Annotated in this window: 14 protein-coding genes and 1 tRNA gene; 9 read left to right on the top strand and 6 right to left on the bottom strand. The window is 64.2% G+C overall.

What is annotated here, in order from left to right; translation table 11 throughout:
* Positions 1-6 precede the first annotated feature (6 nt).
* Positions 7-636, top strand: a complete 630-nt coding sequence (locus tag PFX98_RS01370) for an energy transducer TonB (protein WP_285233373.1) — start codon at positions 7-9, stop codon at positions 634-636.
* On the opposite strand, the gene PFX98_RS01365 is transcribed toward PFX98_RS01370, so the two are convergent.
* On the bottom strand, positions 637-3018 hold the full coding sequence (locus PFX98_RS01365) for a DUF1631 family protein (protein ID WP_285233372.1): 2382 nt from the start codon (positions 3016-3018) through the stop codon (positions 637-639).
* Positions 3019-3154: 136 nt separating this feature from the next.
* Entirely contained in the window at positions 3155-3604 is a 450-nt protein-coding gene (gene mscL / locus PFX98_RS01360; protein WP_285233371.1) for a large conductance mechanosensitive channel protein MscL, read from the bottom strand.
* A gap of 237 nt (positions 3605-3841) precedes the next feature.
* On the opposite strand from mscL, the gene petA reads away from it, so the two are divergent.
* The 6 genes from petA (at position 3842) to PFX98_RS01330 (ending at position 8120) form a co-directional block, all read left to right on the top strand.
* The gene (gene petA / locus PFX98_RS01355) at positions 3842-4438 is read left to right on the top strand and encodes a ubiquinol-cytochrome c reductase iron-sulfur subunit (protein WP_285233370.1); all 597 of its coding nucleotides are present in this window, start codon (positions 3842-3844) and stop codon (positions 4436-4438) included.
* A gap of 25 nt (positions 4439-4463) precedes the next feature.
* A complete protein-coding gene (locus PFX98_RS01350; protein ID WP_285233369.1) occupies positions 4464-5873 on the top strand; it encodes a cytochrome b in 1410 nt (469 codons plus the stop codon).
* 25 nt (positions 5874-5898) lie between these two features.
* Positions 5899-6669: a cytochrome c1 gene (locus PFX98_RS01345; RefSeq protein ID WP_285233368.1), complete on the top strand. Its 771-nt coding sequence runs from the start codon at positions 5899-5901 to the stop codon at positions 6667-6669.
* 138 nt (positions 6670-6807) lie between these two features.
* The gene (locus tag PFX98_RS01340) at positions 6808-7425 is read left to right on the top strand and encodes a glutathione S-transferase N-terminal domain-containing protein (RefSeq protein WP_195793978.1); all 618 of its coding nucleotides are present in this window, start codon (positions 6808-6810) and stop codon (positions 7423-7425) included.
* Between the two features lie 17 nt (positions 7426-7442).
* A complete protein-coding gene (locus tag PFX98_RS01335; RefSeq protein WP_285233367.1) occupies positions 7443-8006 on the top strand; it encodes a ClpXP protease specificity-enhancing factor in 564 nt (187 codons plus the stop codon).
* A gap of 38 nt (positions 8007-8044) precedes the next feature.
* Positions 8045-8120: transfer RNA gene (locus tag PFX98_RS01330), tRNA-Thr, on the top strand.
* Positions 8121-8339: 219 nt separating this feature from the next.
* Here PFX98_RS01330 and PFX98_RS01325 read toward each other — a convergent pair.
* Positions 8340-9920 carry a hypothetical protein gene (locus PFX98_RS01325; RefSeq protein WP_285233366.1) on the bottom strand — a complete coding sequence of 527 codons (1581 nt, stop codon included), beginning with the start codon at positions 9918-9920 and terminating at the stop codon, positions 8340-8342.
* Between the two features lie 128 nt (positions 9921-10048).
* Between PFX98_RS01325 and PFX98_RS01320 the strand changes: the two genes are divergently transcribed.
* The gene (locus PFX98_RS01320) at positions 10049-10438 is read left to right on the top strand and encodes a helix-turn-helix domain-containing protein (RefSeq protein WP_285233365.1); all 390 of its coding nucleotides are present in this window, start codon (positions 10049-10051) and stop codon (positions 10436-10438) included.
* A gap of 152 nt (positions 10439-10590) precedes the next feature.
* Here the strand turns inward: PFX98_RS01320 and PFX98_RS01315 are convergent, their stop codons facing one another.
* The 3 genes from PFX98_RS01315 to PFX98_RS01305 all read right to left on the bottom strand — a co-directional run bounded on the left by PFX98_RS01315 (position 10591) and on the right by PFX98_RS01305 (position 13775).
* Positions 10591-11274, bottom strand: coding sequence for a hypothetical protein (locus PFX98_RS01315; RefSeq protein WP_285233364.1), 684 nt, complete (start codon positions 11272-11274; stop codon positions 10591-10593).
* Between the two features lie 175 nt (positions 11275-11449).
* Positions 11450-12658, bottom strand: coding sequence for a hypothetical protein (locus PFX98_RS01310; RefSeq protein WP_285233363.1), 1209 nt, complete (start codon positions 12656-12658; stop codon positions 11450-11452).
* Complete coding sequence (locus PFX98_RS01305) at positions 12651-13775, bottom strand: hypothetical protein (protein WP_285233362.1); 1125 nt, start codon at positions 13773-13775, stop codon at positions 12651-12653. The genes PFX98_RS01310 and PFX98_RS01305 overlap by 8 nt, the downstream gene beginning before the upstream one ends.
* A 540-nt stretch (positions 13776-14315) precedes the next feature.
* Between PFX98_RS01305 and PFX98_RS01300 the strand changes: the two genes are divergently transcribed.
* Positions 14316-15155, top strand: coding sequence for a hypothetical protein (locus PFX98_RS01300; protein WP_285233361.1), 840 nt, complete (start codon positions 14316-14318; stop codon positions 15153-15155).
* Positions 15156-15362 lie beyond the last annotated feature (207 nt).

Genomic DNA, 15362 nt, shown 5'->3' with positions numbered 1-15362 from the left:
AGCGGTATGAAAAAATCTCTATGGGTGCTGCTGAGCGGCCTGGCCCTGCAGACCAGTGCCCATGCCGAGGAGAGCTACCGGACGGCGGTCTGGTTCGACGCCTTGTTCGACGCCACCGGCCAGGTGCGCGAGCTGCAGGCGCAGGACGAGGCCGAGCAGACGCCGGCCTTCTGGGCCCAGCTGCGCAGCCGCGTGCTGCGCGCGCGCATTCCGCCGGTCAGCGAGCAGGGGCAGCCCGCCACCTTCCGTACCGGCGTGCGGGTGAGCCTGGAGGTGCGCAAGGACGCCGCCGCCGGCGCGGTGGCCATCAAGGGCCTGGAGATGGCGCCGCTGCCGATCGAGCGCAACTTCGTCGGCTACCCGGCCGATGCCAAGAATTCGCCGGGTTGGAGCGGCGCGGTCACGGTGGCCTGCACCGTCACCGTCGAGGGCCTGTGCCGCGACATCGTGGTGGATGCGCTGCCGGGCATGCCGGAGTCGGTGCGCAAGTTCGGCAAGGCTTCGCTGGAGGCCTGGCGCTTCCGGCCGCAGGAGGTCAACGGCAAGCCGGTGGAGGGACGGGCGCTGGTGTCGCTGCAGCTCGAGACCTCGGACAGCCAGCCCAAGGACTTCCGCGAACCCCGGCGCGTGTTCTGATCAGTGGCGTGAGTTGAGCGCGGCCAGCTGCTTGCGGGCCCGCGCGGTGGCGCGTTCGATCAGGTAGGCGTTCTCGAAGGCGCGCAGGCGGCCGGACTCGCACAGCTTGCGCAGCATGCGCGCCGTCATGGTGACGGTTTCCTGGTGCTTGTGGCCCTGGGTGAAGATGAAGAAGCTGCGGCCGGCGCTGATATGGGCCAGGCGTACCTTGTGCCACTGGTCGCCGGTGTGCATCTGGTAGGCGAAGCCGAGCTGCAGATGGTCGATCAGCAGGCCGCCCGAGCTGGGTTCGGCCTCGTCCTCGACGGCGGGCAGGCCGTCGATGCTGATGTCCACGGACTGCAGCGGCGCCTCGGCACCGAGGTCGATGTCGACCTGGCCGTTCCAGTCCACCGCGGCCTCGTTCATCAGGCCCAAGCTCTTGGCCTCGTCGGCGCTCAGCCGGCTGCCCATGTCCAGCTCGGCCGGCACGGTGACGCTGCCGCCGGCGGGCAGATCCTTCTCGCTCGGCGGGGCGCAGCCAAACACGCCCTCCAGCTGCTTGGCCAGCAGGTTGTATTCCAGCGGGGTCAGCGCTTGCCCCTTGAGCGAATCGGCATGCGCGGGCAGCAGTGCGCCGAAGAACTGTTTGCGCGCGGCCTCCGGCCAGCGGATCAGGTCCAGCCCCTCGTTGAGCGTGGCCATCAGCTTGGGCAGCGAGGCCAGGAATGCCTGGCGCTGCGGCGAGCCGGCCTTGGGCTGCACGCTCAGCACGATGTCACGGCCGAATTGACGGAAGCGCTCGGCGCGCTCGGGCGGCGACTTGGGGTCGCGCGCCGCCAGCACGATGGCCTGGCTCCAGATCTGCGCCAGGAACACGCGCAGGAATTCCGGCATGGTGACGGGCGCCAGCGCCGCCTGCAGCTGCTGCGTGTAGCGCTGCTGCAGGCGCAGATCGGTTTCCTTGCGCTCCACCAGCTCGGCGGCATTGCCCTGCGCCTGCAGGGCCGCGCTGGTCTGTTCGCCGATGAAGCGCTCAAGCTCGTCCAGCTTGGTCTCGTAGAGATCCATGCGATCGAAATCGCCGTTGGCGACTTCCTGCACCAGCTCGCGCACCAGGGCCAGGAAGGCCTTGCCCGGGTCCTCGGAGAAATCGTCGTAGGCGCAGGCCAGCGAGGCAATGCGGTTGACGAAGCGCCGCACCGGGTGCTTGCGCGAGGAGAAGAAGCTGTTGTCGCCCAGCGCCGCACGCAGCACCGGCAATTGCAGGCGCGCGATCTGGCGCGCCATCTGCGGCGGCACCTTGGGGTCGGAAAGAATCTGGTCGAACAGGCTGCCAACCACGTCGATCACCATGTGGTCGAGGTTGCCGCTGGCGGCCTGGCGCAGCTCATCGCGATGCACATGGATCAGATTGGGCGGCAGCTGGCCGGCCCAGGCGGGGTCGCCGTAGTCCTCATCCCAGCCGGTCATGCGGCCGCCACCGCCAAAGTGGCCGGATGCGCCGTAGGCGCTGTCGCCCTGCATCGCGCCCGCCCCGGACGCGCCCGGCATCACGGGCATGTGGGCGAGGCGCCGCAGCAGGTCCATCATGCGCGGGTCGACCTCGCCGATGGAGCCCGCAGCAGCCATGCCGCGGCCACCCCAGGCGCCGCCCATGGTCGGCATGCCGCTGCGCGTCGAGGCCAGGTCGCCGTAGGCGCTGTTCATGGTGTCGGGGGCACCGGGCGCGCGTGCGGATGCGGTGCCGCGCACGCGTAGGTCCTGCGGGCGCAGGCCGCGGCTGCGTAGCAGGCCGGCGATGTCGGCGTAGCAGGCGCGCATTTCCTGCGCCAGCGAGCGGGTCAGCTCATCGGACAGGATCTGGCGTGTTTCGCTGTCGTCGCTGACGGCCTGGATGCCGTCCAGCAGGGCCTGGGCGATCACCTGGGGGCGCAGGGGGTTGCGGTCCTCGGGACGCTCGGAGTCGGGCGCCAGATTGCCGATATAGGACTCGACCTCGCGCAGTTCCCACTCGCATTGGTGGCCGATCGCCAGGCCGATGCGGTCGGCCGCGACCATGGCGTTGACCTGGTCGTCGTCCATCAGCGACAGCTCGCCCCAGTTGGTGCTGCTCTTGGCGCTCTTGGCCATCGGCTCGCCGGCCTTCACGGCCACGGGCACAGCGTTCGCCGCCAATTGGCGCCGCAGCGACTGGTAGAAGCCATTGGAAAACAACGCCTGCTGCTTGCGGAACAGCATCTGCGTCACCAGCAGCACGTCGCGCCGCTTGGCCTGGCCGGCCGACAGTGCGGCCATGCCCATGCCCTCGGCCGCGCGCTCGGCGGCCTGCTCGGCGGCCGTGCGTACGCGCTGCAGTGCAGCTTCCAGGTGCGGGTTGAGTCGGATGTCGGGCGAATTCATGGCGGGTTATGGGCCTTGCTGTGGGTTTGAAGCCACAAGCTATGCCGGCAAGTATCGCGCCATTCCCGGGCGCTCAATGACATTGCCTGCGCATGGCGCACAGGCCCTGCGCAAAACCTGACAGATCCGGCATGCCTTACGCTTTGTCACGCTTGAGCGAATCGCGGATTTCGCGTAGCAGCACGATGTCTTCCGGCGTCACCGGCGCCTCCACCGGGGCGGGTGCCGGGGCGTCACTGCGCTTGAGGCGGTTGATCTGCTTGATCATCAGGAAAATGATGAAGGCCAGGATCAGGAAGTTCAGCAGCACGGTGAGGAAGCTGCCATAGGCGAACAGCGGCACGCCGGCCTTGGTGAGCGCCTCATAGGTCATCGGGCCCTTGAAGTCGGCCGGCGGGCTGCTGAGCATGACGAAATAGTTGGAGAAGTCCAGGCCGCCGACCACCTTGCCGACCAGGGGCATGATCAGGTCCTTCACCACCGAGTCGACGATCTTGCCGAAGGCGCCGCCGATGATCACGCCCACCGCCAGGTCCACCACATTGCCCTTGACGGCAAACTCCCTGAATTCGCTCATGAAACCCATGTGTCGCTCCTGTGTGGACCATGGCGGTCCGTTTGTTTGGTCTGGCGCTATTGTGCTTGTTTGGGGCCGTCCTGCAGCGGCTTCGGCCTCAGGCTAAACCAGGGGTCAGATCATGCCTCGTGCGGCGGTCGATCAAGGGTTTTTGCGCTCGCGCAGATCAAAGCCGGGTCGGGGGCTTGACGGCGTCCGTTAGAATCCCCGGTTGCCCCTGATCAGAAGTCTCCATTGAGGACCCACATGAGTGACCAGCAAGTGGACCAAGGCAAGCGCACCTGGCTGATTGCCACCGGTTGCGCCGGTGCCGTTGGCGGCGTCGCCACCGCCGTGCCCTTTGTCAGTACTTTTTCGCCCTCCGAGCGTGCCAAGGCCGCCGGTGCTGCCGTTGAAGTCGATATCAGCGCCGTCAAACCCGGCGAAAAATTGACCGTCGAATGGCGCGGCAAGCCGGTGTGGATCGTCCGCCGCACGCCCGAGCAGCTCGAAGCGCTGAAGAAGAACGAGGCGCAGCTGGCCGACCCGGCCTCGGCTCGCACGGCCTATCCGACGCCCGAGTACGCCAAGAACCCGGCGCGCTCGATCAAGCCCGAGTATCTGGTGGTGGTGGGCATCTGCTCGCACCTGGGTTGCTCGCCGAGCGACAAGTTCCAGGCCGGTGCCCAGCCCTCGCTGCCCGACGACTGGACCGGCGGCTTCCTGTGCCCCTGCCACGGCTCGACCTTCGACCTGGCGGGCCGCGTGTTCAAGAACAAGCCGGCGCCCGACAACCTCGAAGTGCCGCCCCATATGTACCTGTCCGACACCAAGCTGCTGATTGGTGAGGACAAGGCTGCCTGACGCTAGAGCACAGAGGTCAATCAACATGGCTGAATTCAAAGAAGCTCCCGCAGGCGCATCCATGGGCGAACAGCTCATGACCTGGGTGGACAACCGGTTCCCGGCCACCAAGATGTACAAGGAGCACATGTCGGAGTACTACGCTCCGAAGAACTTCAACTGGTGGTACATCTTCGGTTCGCTGGCGATGCTGGTGCTGGTGATCCAGATCGTCACCGGCATCTTCCTGGTGATGCACTACAAGCCCGATGCGGCCCTGGCCTTCGGCTCGGTCGAGTACATCATGCGCGATGTGCCCTGGGGCTGGCTGATCCGCTACATGCACTCCACCGGCGCCTCGGCGTTCTTCGTGGTGGTGTATCTGCACATGTTCCGCGGCCTGATCTATGGCTCGTACCGCAAGCCGCGCGAGCTGGTCTGGATCTTCGGTTGCGGCATCTTCCTGTGCCTGATGGCCGAGGCCTTCATGGGTTATCTGCTGCCCTGGGGCCAGATGTCCTACTGGGGCGCCCAGGTGATCGTGAACCTGTTCGCCGCCGTGCCCTTCGTCGGCCCCGACCTGGCGCTGCTGATCCGCGGCGACTACGTGGTGGGCGATGCCACGCTGAACCGCTTCTTCAGCTTCCACGTCATCGCGGTGCCGCTGGTGCTGCTGGGCCTGGTGGTGGCGCACATCATTGCGCTGCATGAAGTGGGTTCCAACAATCCCGACGGCGTCGAGATCAAGGGCCCCAAGGCACCCAAGGATGCGAACGGCCATCCGCTGGATGGCATTCCCTTCCATCCCTACTACACCGTGCACGATGTGTATGGCGTGGGCCTGTTCCTGATGGTGTTCACCGCCATCATCTTCTTCGCACCGGAACTGGGCGGCTACTTCCTGGAGTACAACAACTTCATCCCGGCCGATCCGCTGAAGACGCCCGCGCACATCGCGCCGGTGTGGTACTTCACGCCCTTCTACTCGATGCTGCGCGCCACCACCGATCCGATGGTGAACGTGCTGGCCGGCGTGGTGGGCCTGGGTGCGGTGCTGACGGTGCTGAAGGGCAACTTCTCCGGCAAGGGCAAGATTGCCACGCTGGTGATCGCTGCCGTGGCCATCTTCCTGCTCAAGACCTTCGACGCCAAGTTCTGGGGCGTGGTGGTGATGGGCGGTGCCGTGGTGATCCTGTTCTTCCTGCCCTGGCTGGATCACAGCCCGGTCAAGTCGATCCGCTATCGCCCCGACTGGCACAAGTACATGTACGGCGTGTTCGTGGTGTTCTTCCTGGTGCTGGGCTATCTGGGCATCCAGCCGCCGACCGATATCGGCACCCTGATCGCCCAGGTCGGTACGCTGTTCTACTTCGGCTTCTTCCTGCTGATGCCCTGGTGGAGCAAGCTGGGCACGCCCAAGGCGGTGCCCGAGCGCGTGACCTTCCACCCTCACTGAGCCAACAGCACCGGAGTCGACCGATATGAAAAAACTCATCGCTACGCTGCTGCTGGGCCTGGGCCTCGTGAGCGGCGCTCAAGCCTCCGCGGGCGGCATCGAGTGGGACAAGTTCCCCAAGGAAAAGATGACGGACGTGGCGGCGCTGCAAAACGGCGCCAAGATCTTCGTCAACTACTGCCTGAACTGCCATTCGGCAGCCTTCATGCGCTACAACCGGCTGCGCGACCTGGGCCTCACCGAAGCCCAGATCAAGAGCAATCTGCTGTTCGCGTCGGAAAAGGTTGGCGAGACCATGAAGGTGTCGCTGGACCCCAAGCAGGCCAAGGAATGGTTCGGGGCGCTGCCGCCTGACCTGACCGTGATCGCACGTTCGCGTGCCGACGGTGCCAAGGGTTCGGGTGCGGATTACCTCTACACCTATATGCGGACCTTCTACCGCGACGAGACCAAGGCCACCGGCTGGAACAACATGGTCTTCCCCAGCGTGGCCATGCCGCATGTGCTGTGGGAACTGCAGGGCCAGCGTGCCGCCAAGTTCGAGGAAGCCGCCGATCCGCACGATGCGAGCAAGAAGGTGCATGTGTTCAAGGGCTACGAGCAGCTCACGCCCGGCACCCTGAGCCCGCGCCAGTACGACGAGGCCGTGGGTGATCTGGTGGCTTATCTGCAGTGGATGGGCGAGCCGGCCCAGGCGCAGCGCTTCCGCCTCGGCGTGATGGTGCTGCTGTTCCTTGCGGTGTTCACCGTGTTTGCATGGCGTCTGAATGCGTCTTTCTGGAAAGACGTGAAGTAAGCATCCGCGGCCCGGCACCAGCCGGGCCCAGTACGCAGTGGGGCGCTCTCGGGCACCCACTGCGTTTGCCTTTTGTGATCGGGCCCGCTGCCCGGACATGAAATCTGTCCTTGACCTGAACTTCAGGAGTCCGCCGCCATGATGGTGCTTTATTCTGGAACCACTTGCCCCTACTCGCACCGCTGCCGCTTTGTGCTGTTCGAGAAGGGCATGGACTTCGAAATCCGCGATGTGGACTTGTTCGCCAAGCCCGAAGACATCGCCCTGATGAACCCGTACAACGAGGTGCCCATCCTCGTCGAGCGCGACCTCATCCTGTACGAGTCGCACATCATCAACGAGTACATCGACGAGCGCTTCCCGCATCCGCAGCTGATGCCCGGCGATCCGGTGGCGCGTGCGCGCGTGCGCCTGTTCCTGCTCAACTTCGAGAAGGAGCTGTTCGCACATGTGAACGTGCTGGAAGGCCGCTCGCAAGCCGTCAAGGCGACCGACAAGCAGCTTGAGAAGGCGCGCTCGCAGATCCGCGATCGCCTGACCCAGCTGGCGCCGATCTTCTTGAAGAACAAGTACATGCTGGGCGACGATTTCTCGATGCTCGACGTGGCCATCGCGCCGCTGCTGTGGCGCCTGGACTACTACGGCATCGACATGTCGAAGAACGCCCTGCCGCTCTTGAAGTACGCCGAGCGCATCTTCTCGCGCCCGGCCTATATCGAGGCGCTGACGCCGTCCGAAAAGGTCATGCGCAAGTAAGAGGGCACCGCCGCAGCATGGATCAAAACTCTGATGGCGGCGCGTCCGCCGGCGCGCCCAGCACGTCCACCCGGCCCTATCTGATCAGGGCCTTGCACGACTGGTGCACCGACAACGGCTTCACGCCCTATATCGCGGTGCATGTGGATCGCCATGTGCAGGTGCCGATGGAGTACGTCAGCAACAACGAGATCGTGCTGAACGTGGGTTTCGAGGCCACCAGCAGCCTGGACCTGGGGAACGAGTTCATCCAGTTCAAGGCCCGCTTCGGCGGGGTGGCGCGCGAGATCCACGTGCCGGTCGATCACGTGGTGGCCATCTATGCACGCGAGAACGGGCAGGGCATGGCCTTCCCGGCGCCCACGCCGGAAGAGCCCAATGCCGTGGTCACGCCGCCCGCGGCTACGGCCGCGCCGCGCCCGGCCACGCCCTTGCGCGGCCTGCGCCTGGCCGGCCAGGCGGAACCGGCGCCCGCGCCGGCGGTGGTGCCCGAGCCTGCGAAGGACGAGGGCCGTGACGATGGCGACGACACGCCGGCCGGCCCGGGCGGCGGACGGCCCTCGCTCAAGCGCGTGAAGTGATGTTTTTTGCGCATAGAATGCGCAGCTCTTGAAGCCGTGCCGGCTTAGCTCAGTTGGTAGAGCAACCGCCTTGTAAGCGGTAGGTCATCAGTTCGAATCCGATAGCCGGCACCATCCATCCAGCCCGTTGGTCTAAGCTCTAGACACTGCGGGTTTTCAAAAAAGTCCTTGCGTGATAAGAACTTATCGCACAAGGACTTTTGCTTTTATACACCATCCGGCGGCGAAAGACCCCATGGTGTACTGTGTCAAATCGGGCCACAGACGGCCAAATCCAGCCCGATTCTCACCAAACGCTCACCAAACGCCACTGGCGCAGTCGCGTTGTGGTGCTCAAGTCGCACCTGTGCGTCTGTGCGCCGGCATGGAGACCACCATCACCATCTGGCTGGTCTCGTCCCAGTAGTAGTAGATGCGCAGGCAGCGGCGAGGGTCTCGCGTATTGCCGCCGTTCTTGATGTGCCACTCCACGGTCACCCGGCCATTACTGCCTGTGTAGTCGAAGCTGTCTGCGCCGCAACGGTCGTTGTGTATCCCCTCGGCGATTGGCTTGCGCAGGTCGCCATCGCCGCCGTTGATGCGCGAGTCGCGGTATTCGTCACCTAGCCACAAGAGGCAGCGTGCTGCCTCTTGTGGGGCTTCGAATTGGGCAGAGCGAACTTCCCGCCGCGCGCTTGCTTCAAGCGCAACACGGCCGCTCAGCACCTGGTCGCACCAGTTGGCGAACTCCGCCCAGGTGGTGGGCAGGGGCAGGCCTGTATCTGGCACGTCTCCCCGCGCCTTAATCTGGTTGGTCAGATGCTGGATGCGGTCGTGCGCGCCATGCAGTTGCTGCTCAAGAGTCTGCGCGCGCTCTTCGGCATGAGCGTGCTCGTCGGATAGCCATTGCTGGGTATCGGCGGCGCGGCGCAGGTCGTCCTTGAGCGCCGCAATTTGTGCCAGGGCCGCCACCAACTGGTCTTTGTCTGCACTCCCGCTCTGGCGGAGGCGCTCGCGTTCATGGTCCAAGCTGGCCTGGCGCACGTCGGCGAAAGCGAGCACATCCGAGCCCAATTGGAGGCGGCGGGTACTTTCGTTGGCTGCCATCCACCTCAGCGCCGTAGCGGCCGCGCGGGCTCGGTCCTCGCCGGGCTTCCAATTGACGAGGAAGAGCCGGTGCGCCACGGGGTTGGCGTCTAGCGAGAAGCCCGGAAGGTATGCGCGTGCAGCACCGTTGTAGACAGATAGCGACTTGCCGAGTTGGCGAGTCAAAACCCAGGTGTGGGCGGAGGGAACGATGACGACTCTGGCAAGGCCGAGCATGACCTTGGCGAGCACGGGCGCGTTGATGAGCGGTGAAACTTCCCCGTCGGGGACCGTGCATACGAGGTAGGTGATGGTGCGATTGGGACGCAGCAATTGCTCAACGAGGTCTTCGGCGTCCTGTTCCGAGGTCACTGTCCATGGGGCGCTGGCCAGCGGCACGCCTCCCTGTAACAGACCACAGGCAGTTGCGACCTGACGTAGGACCGCAGGCACAGCAGGCTCGATGAGCAGCTCTTCTTCGGGTGTTCCGACGAGCAGGCGCAGGCTGAACAGGGCGCGTCCGTTGCCAGGTGCGTAGCCGAGTGTGACTTCTGTGGTCCAAGTACGCTCCGCAACGTTGGCGTCAGGACGGTCCACCCGCAACGCCCACAAAGTGCGCTGGTCGTCGACCAAGCCTGTTGCGATGCATGTACGACCGCCACGAAATATCTCGAAGGCATCTGCCTCGGAGGCGTTGGTGGGCAGCGGGGCGCCGAATTGTGTCGCTGCCCACTTGAGCACTTCGTGCCGCGCCAAGTTGGCAGCCGAGGCAGCGTCGGCGCCGCCAAGTTCGCCAGCAATACGCAGAATTTCTCGTTCGCGGACGCGTGGAAAGTCTCTGGTCAGCATTAGTTTTCTCCCTCGCGCCATAGGCAGGGCTTGGCGCGTGCGTTGTGCATCATGGCCGGCCGTGCCGATTCAACCTGACCAACGTTTTGCTTCAGCTTTGGAGATTACCTCGCGTTCACGAATTGGATGTGCGATTCGCAGATGCCTGGTGCCCGCGCGACATCGCCGCCGACCAGCGCTGCTGCTCAATGCTGACTGACGCCGAAATTTGGCACGCCTGCAAAGCTCTGGGCACACCGGAACGGGCCCTCAACCGTGACGCAAATAAAAGGCATCGCTATCCGCTTCTGGACACCAAACAGGAGCAAATGATGGGTTCGAAGATGGCGGATGAGCGCCCCAAGCTTGACTTGATGACAATGGCGGACGCGTGCCTGGAGCTGCGCGTCAGTCGGAAAACGGTCTACCGGATGATTAGAAACAGCGTCCTCCCGGCGCCAAAGAAGGTCGGGAATTTCCGCCAGCTCTACTTCAAACGAGAGGACTTCGAGAAGGCCTGCTGCCGAGGCCTGCGCTGAATCGGGGGCATGTTGCCTCTGACGGATGGCCTGCACGCACTGCAAGCGCTCCTGGCATCGTTATGGGCCGCCGCCCGGCTACGTACGTCCAGGCGAAGGCAGTCAATCGCACGCTCGCCGAAATGAAAAGCCCCCGAAGGGGCTTCCATGAATTAGCGTTGCGCGAGAGTCGCCGACTGGCGGCGACCCGGTGAACGGTCTGACCATTGGCGCCCGCTGAGCTTTGCAGCCTCCCGTCGCAAACCCTCATCGGCAGCCTTGAATCCATCGAGAGCCCCTTTCTGGGCGACGACCATGCAGGTCTTCGAGACATCGCGCAGGATGCTCTCGACCTCACGGGCGTCATCCAGCGCGGCGCCATCCGCCTTTGACCACAGCTCGGTGAACTGCTCGGCGGCAAACCTGGCGTCCTCACCCCACTTGCCCTGCTCGCGCCGCAACTGAATCACTGCGCGAGCGCATTCGGCTGCTTCGGGGTCCATGCCGAGCGCGACGGCCAGCCGGACATTAAGCCCCGCCCAATCGCCGTCGCGTACGTCGAGCACTTGGTCGTGGACCACAGCGCAGGCCGCCGCCACGGGCTGCACCAGCCGCGCCGACGTAAACACCTCCTGCACCTTGCGCATCAGCCGTTCTCGGACTAAGCCATTGCGGCTGCGACGAACCGTGGCCGGTGTGAACAACTGCTCGTAGGCTGATGTCATCAACGCCACCTGGTCCCGCGTCAGCCCGCAGTCGAGCTTGTGAAGCACGCGAGCCATGTCGGTCGCGGAGAACAGCTCGAGCGCCCCCTTGGTCGCATTGGGCGTGAAGCGCCCATCAGTTCCGATTGCCATGTCATTTCCTCTTCTGAAGTGGTTTCCTTGAAGCCGCCCGGAATTCCGTGCGGCATCTCGTGTAGGTAATGCCATTGCAGCGGAGGATGCCTGCGCTATGGGCACAGGGAGGCGCGCTGCGGGTCACAGCAGCTTGCTCAGCCCCGGTTTTCAACGTTGAAAACGTTCCACTGGGTCATCCCCCACCACGCCGTTCGCGCACGGCAATAGATGCGACGGACTCCATGCGAATGCTGGTCAAGCGGTGCTCCGCATCCTGCGTCAACTCGGCGACCCACAGCTGCTCGCTGAGTCGCCCAGGGTCAAATCCCGGTGTGAACCGGGCGTGCCTCTGCAACATGGCCTCCACATCGGCTCGCGCCCGCCAGCGCTCATAGGCATCGAGCAGCTTGGCTCGCAGATTGGTGTGCGGATGATTGCGCGTGACCAGAGAGACCTTCGTGACAAGGCCACGCTCGAGAGTGGCGTCGAGCATCCGACCTAGGTAGAAGATGCCGTTGAACGACCTGGCCTGCGTGACCGAGTCCTTCTTGCTGGCCTCGATTTCAACCCACTCGATGTCACCAAACTCACGCGGGGGCCTCGACTCGGGGTGATTGCCGGTCGATTCGAGATATCGACTTCGTTCAGGCAGCTCGTCCAGCAGTAGCGCGTCCGGCCTGCGCGTGAAATGCCTGCGCTGGGCAAGTGCTCCGGCGACTCCTGCCCGCCTGAGCTCCTCGGGGGTCAGAAAGAGCTCGCCCGACATCGCCCGGAGCTGCTCCTGAATGGTGGCCAGTTTGGTTCCCGCATCAGCATGCACTGGCTGCCTGGCCAACCCGGAGCGGATTGCGTACTCCCCCCAGACCCGCAGCGATGGCTGGACGAGACGGCGCGCGACGATGTACTGCTGCTCGAGCAGCCGATGCTTGTCCTGCACTGAGCCAACGTGACTCATGTTGTCGATGTTCTGCCGCCCGCGGACTCGATACCCGGCATCGAGAACGTAGCGCGCACCGGTGCGGGTGAGCCAGTAATAACGCCCGGCCAGGTGGTCCGAAGTCGTGCGCTCAACAGTAGCCACGGCCAGCAACTTGCGCTCAACCAGTCGACGCAACCGGCGCCGGGTCGCATGCACCGCGCTGTCACTCGTCACCTCACCCTGACCGTTGGATGCCGGATAGACGACGGTGAGCTCCGCGCCGTAGCCTTGCGTTCCTTCGACTGGCTCCAGGCTGCCGCGGAAGAAGAGCGCCAGTTCAGCCTCACGCATTGAGCCCAGGACACCCACCGCCTGCAGCAATGCGAGGTCGGCGGCGCAGTCGTCATCAAAGAGCCAGGGTTGAACCCGTTCGAGCAACTCTCGGGCATTTGGCATCAGCGGCGACAACATGTGGTCAAGCATGACGCTGTTCCATCAACGCGCGCAGCCGCGCCGCATGAGGCTTGAGCGAGACGAAGAACGCGACCAGCTTCTCCACCTTGTAGTGCCCATCCGGCGTCCGGAAGACTTCCTTCTCGGTAGCTTTCACGATGTCCCGTGCCAGGCGCGTGTCGGTCAATGCAAGGCTATCCCCGTTCGGCATGCGGCGGCCAATGACATCAATCCCAATGTCGCGGCCGAGCAAGAGCGACGCGGCTTTCGCGAGTTCTCGATAGTTGGCGACGCTGACACCGTTCGATGAACCGGGCCGGTCGGCCGCGTAGGTGTAGGTCGCTCGGCCATTCGCATCGACGGCACACCAGAGGTTGGCAAGACAGCTCAGCAGCGCGCGCTCGAGCGGGTCCGAGTGCTGTTTGCGATAGACGTCGGCTGCAAGCGCTGCGGGGCCGACGAAGGTCAAATCCGGATTGGCCCGGTACAAGCTCAAGCAATGCTCGAAGACCAGCTTTCGCTTGGCCATGTCGCTGGCCGTCGTCAGCGACTTCGACGCGTCTGGCAGCGACAGGCCAAAGTTCATCTGCATGTACCGCAACCCCGCCGCGTTGAGGTAGTAGTAGAAGCACTTGCCGACCCGCTTTCTGCCGAGCGTGCGCAATACGGCTCGATGGCCTTCGGTAGCCAGGCGCTGCGCGACGCTTCCGGCACGAGCTTGGACACATAGCCTCAGGGTCAGCGCCTGGGCTTGACGGTGTCGAGCCCCCGTCGTAGCGAGCTCCCTGAAGACCCATTCGCCCAGTTGCCGGGTGCTCATCAGCCCGAAATGTCCCACGGCAAAGGTAGCAGCCCACTCGTAGTCCTGCGCCTTGTCCCAGGTCGAAATGCCCTTCGACCTGAATTTCGCTAGCGGTTCAGCCGAGGGCGCTTTGCGCTTGCGCGGCGGGGCAGCGTGCAACCGCACGCTGAGATTTGCTGCGGTTGCATCGTCATATTGCGTGCGATGGTTCGTCGCCGCTGGTGCAGTTACGACATCAGTGTTTGCAACCGAATTTGCGAGGTTGGCCGCTACCGCGGCCGCCGACTCGGTCTGCTGGGTTGGGGCCCGTTGGGGCCACGCTATGTTTGAAGTTTTGTTGGTCATCCGGTCTCCGAAAGCGCACTCGCTTTCAGAGGTATAGGCACTACGAGTGCACCGTCGATGGCCACACGCGTGCTTGGTTCCGCCGGAACCCGCGACACGCCTATGGGGACGACCCGGCCGGGGAGTCAGCGCTCCGCGCTACCAGCCCCGACCGCCTCATCCCCCTACCGGGAGACTCGGCGGTCGGCACTGCCGCCGGGTCGTCCCCATGGAGCCAGGCTGACCGCCCAGCTCCGTCGGTCCGGCTCACCGCCGGCCTGGCACGCTACCGCGGCCACCCCTCCGGGGCTTGGGCAATCGTTTCTCGGAGGATGGCCTTCGTCGCCCCGTGCTGCCGCAAGCGGCGACAGAGCCGCCTTGGCGTCCGCCAATTCGGCATCGCCGGTAGTCCATCTCTCTGAGCTTCGGCGGATGGCAAATGAGCCCGCGGGCGATACCCCCGGCCACACCCGCAAGGCGTGCCACGTTGCAGCACCGCGCCGCTGTGGAAGCAACCGCCACATCGCCCATCGGGCATCGACGCGATGAATAAAACGGCAGTTGCTATACGAAGTCATTGCAGCCAACCCGAACGAATCAATGACATCCACGAAAACAAGAACCAACGCTCCTACCAAGGCCCACAAGCCTATTCACGTTGAGGTGCATCAGCGCTTGCAGCCGGGCGTCGGACCAGGACCGATTCATGTGGTCAAGAAAGTGCTCCAGCACGTCGAGATTGGTTCGACGGTGAAGGAGGTCCGAGTGCCCGTGTATCTCGACCACACGCTGGCGGCTGGAACCGGCGCATTGACGGCAAGCGACCGACGAGCATTCGCGGAGCAAGGCCTGTCGCTCCAGGAAATCGCATACATCGAGATGAGGCTGCCGGCGAAGAAGGTGAGGAGCGACTCGCACCAAGCTGCATTCGAGGCCAAGCGAGGAGCGCGGCTCCGAAAGAAGCTGGCTGTTCGGCTCATCTCTCAGTTGACCGCGGACGGCGAACTCTGTGAGATGGTTCTGGCGGAACTGGGCGGCGCAGCCAACGACTCCGATGTGGCGTCGGTCGAGCCACCGCCTTCGGCAGCGGTGAGCATGACGCTCAGCGAAAAGGTCAGCAGCCTGCTTGCTCTTATAGATGAGGTCAGTAGCGACATCCAGGCATACAAGCAGACAGCGAAAGATGGCAAGTCCTTCAACAAGAGCAAACTGCAGGCGATGCTGAGCAAGGACGGTGAGCGCGATTGGATACTGTGCTGGTTCTCGTTCAGCAAGATGATTGAACAGGCTACCGATACACCATTTGCGCGGCGGAACGGTTGGTCTAAGGACCCAGGGCTGGTCAGGCTTGCCGACGCACATAGAGTCAAGACATCGGCGCCTGACTCGATGAAACCATAGACTCGCCCCCACCAAATGGCTTCGTCGCGGCGAAGGCGCAATCGGAGCTCGCTCCCGGCCGGCCTCAAGCGGGGCAGAGATGTGCCCAATTTCTAGGCAACTTGTGACGAGTCGCCGGGCGACAAGGACTTAGGTCGCTGGTCGGCGGGTTGTCCACAGGCTTGCCCACGTTCGGCGGGAATAACGCATGTCCGCGGCCCAGCATTG

Source organism: Paucibacter sediminis, assembly GCF_030254645.1.
GTDB classification, from domain to species: domain Bacteria; phylum Pseudomonadota; class Gammaproteobacteria; order Burkholderiales; family Burkholderiaceae_C; genus Paucibacter_B; species Paucibacter_B sediminis.
The sequence above is the reverse complement of the archived record's forward strand: the minus strand, read 5'-3'. Positions and strand labels throughout refer to the sequence as shown.

Excerpts from the sequence above, each read along its gene's own strand:
- PFX98_RS01335 (WP_285233367.1), top strand. The coding sequence starts at position 7,443 with ATGGATCAAAACTCTGATGGCGGCGCGTCCGCCGGCGCGCCCAGCACG.
- PFX98_RS01305 (WP_285233362.1), bottom strand. The coding sequence starts at position 13,775 with ATGACCAACAAAACTTCAAACATAGCGTGGCCCCAACGGGCCCCAACC.
- PFX98_RS01325 (WP_285233366.1), bottom strand. The coding sequence starts at position 9,920 with ATGCTGACCAGAGACTTTCCACGCGTCCGCGAACGAGAAATTCTGCGT.
- PFX98_RS01365 (WP_285233372.1), bottom strand. The coding sequence starts at position 3,018 with ATGAATTCGCCCGACATCCGACTCAACCCGCACCTGGAAGCTGCACTG.
- PFX98_RS01370 (WP_285233373.1), top strand. The coding sequence starts at position 7 with ATGAAAAAATCTCTATGGGTGCTGCTGAGCGGCCTGGCCCTGCAGACC.
- PFX98_RS01310 (WP_285233363.1), bottom strand. The coding sequence starts at position 12,658 with ATGCTTGACCACATGTTGTCGCCGCTGATGCCAAATGCCCGAGAGTTG.
- PFX98_RS01340 (WP_195793978.1), top strand. The coding sequence starts at position 6,808 with ATGATGGTGCTTTATTCTGGAACCACTTGCCCCTACTCGCACCGCTGC.
- mscL (WP_285233371.1), bottom strand. The coding sequence starts at position 3,604 with ATGGGTTTCATGAGCGAATTCAGGGAGTTTGCCGTCAAGGGCAATGTG.
- PFX98_RS01350 (WP_285233369.1), top strand. The coding sequence starts at position 4,464 with ATGGCTGAATTCAAAGAAGCTCCCGCAGGCGCATCCATGGGCGAACAG.
- PFX98_RS01315 (WP_285233364.1), bottom strand. The coding sequence starts at position 11,274 with ATGGCAATCGGAACTGATGGGCGCTTCACGCCCAATGCGACCAAGGGG.
- petA (WP_285233370.1), top strand. The coding sequence starts at position 3,842 with ATGAGTGACCAGCAAGTGGACCAAGGCAAGCGCACCTGGCTGATTGCC.
- PFX98_RS01345 (WP_285233368.1), top strand. The coding sequence starts at position 5,899 with ATGAAAAAACTCATCGCTACGCTGCTGCTGGGCCTGGGCCTCGTGAGC.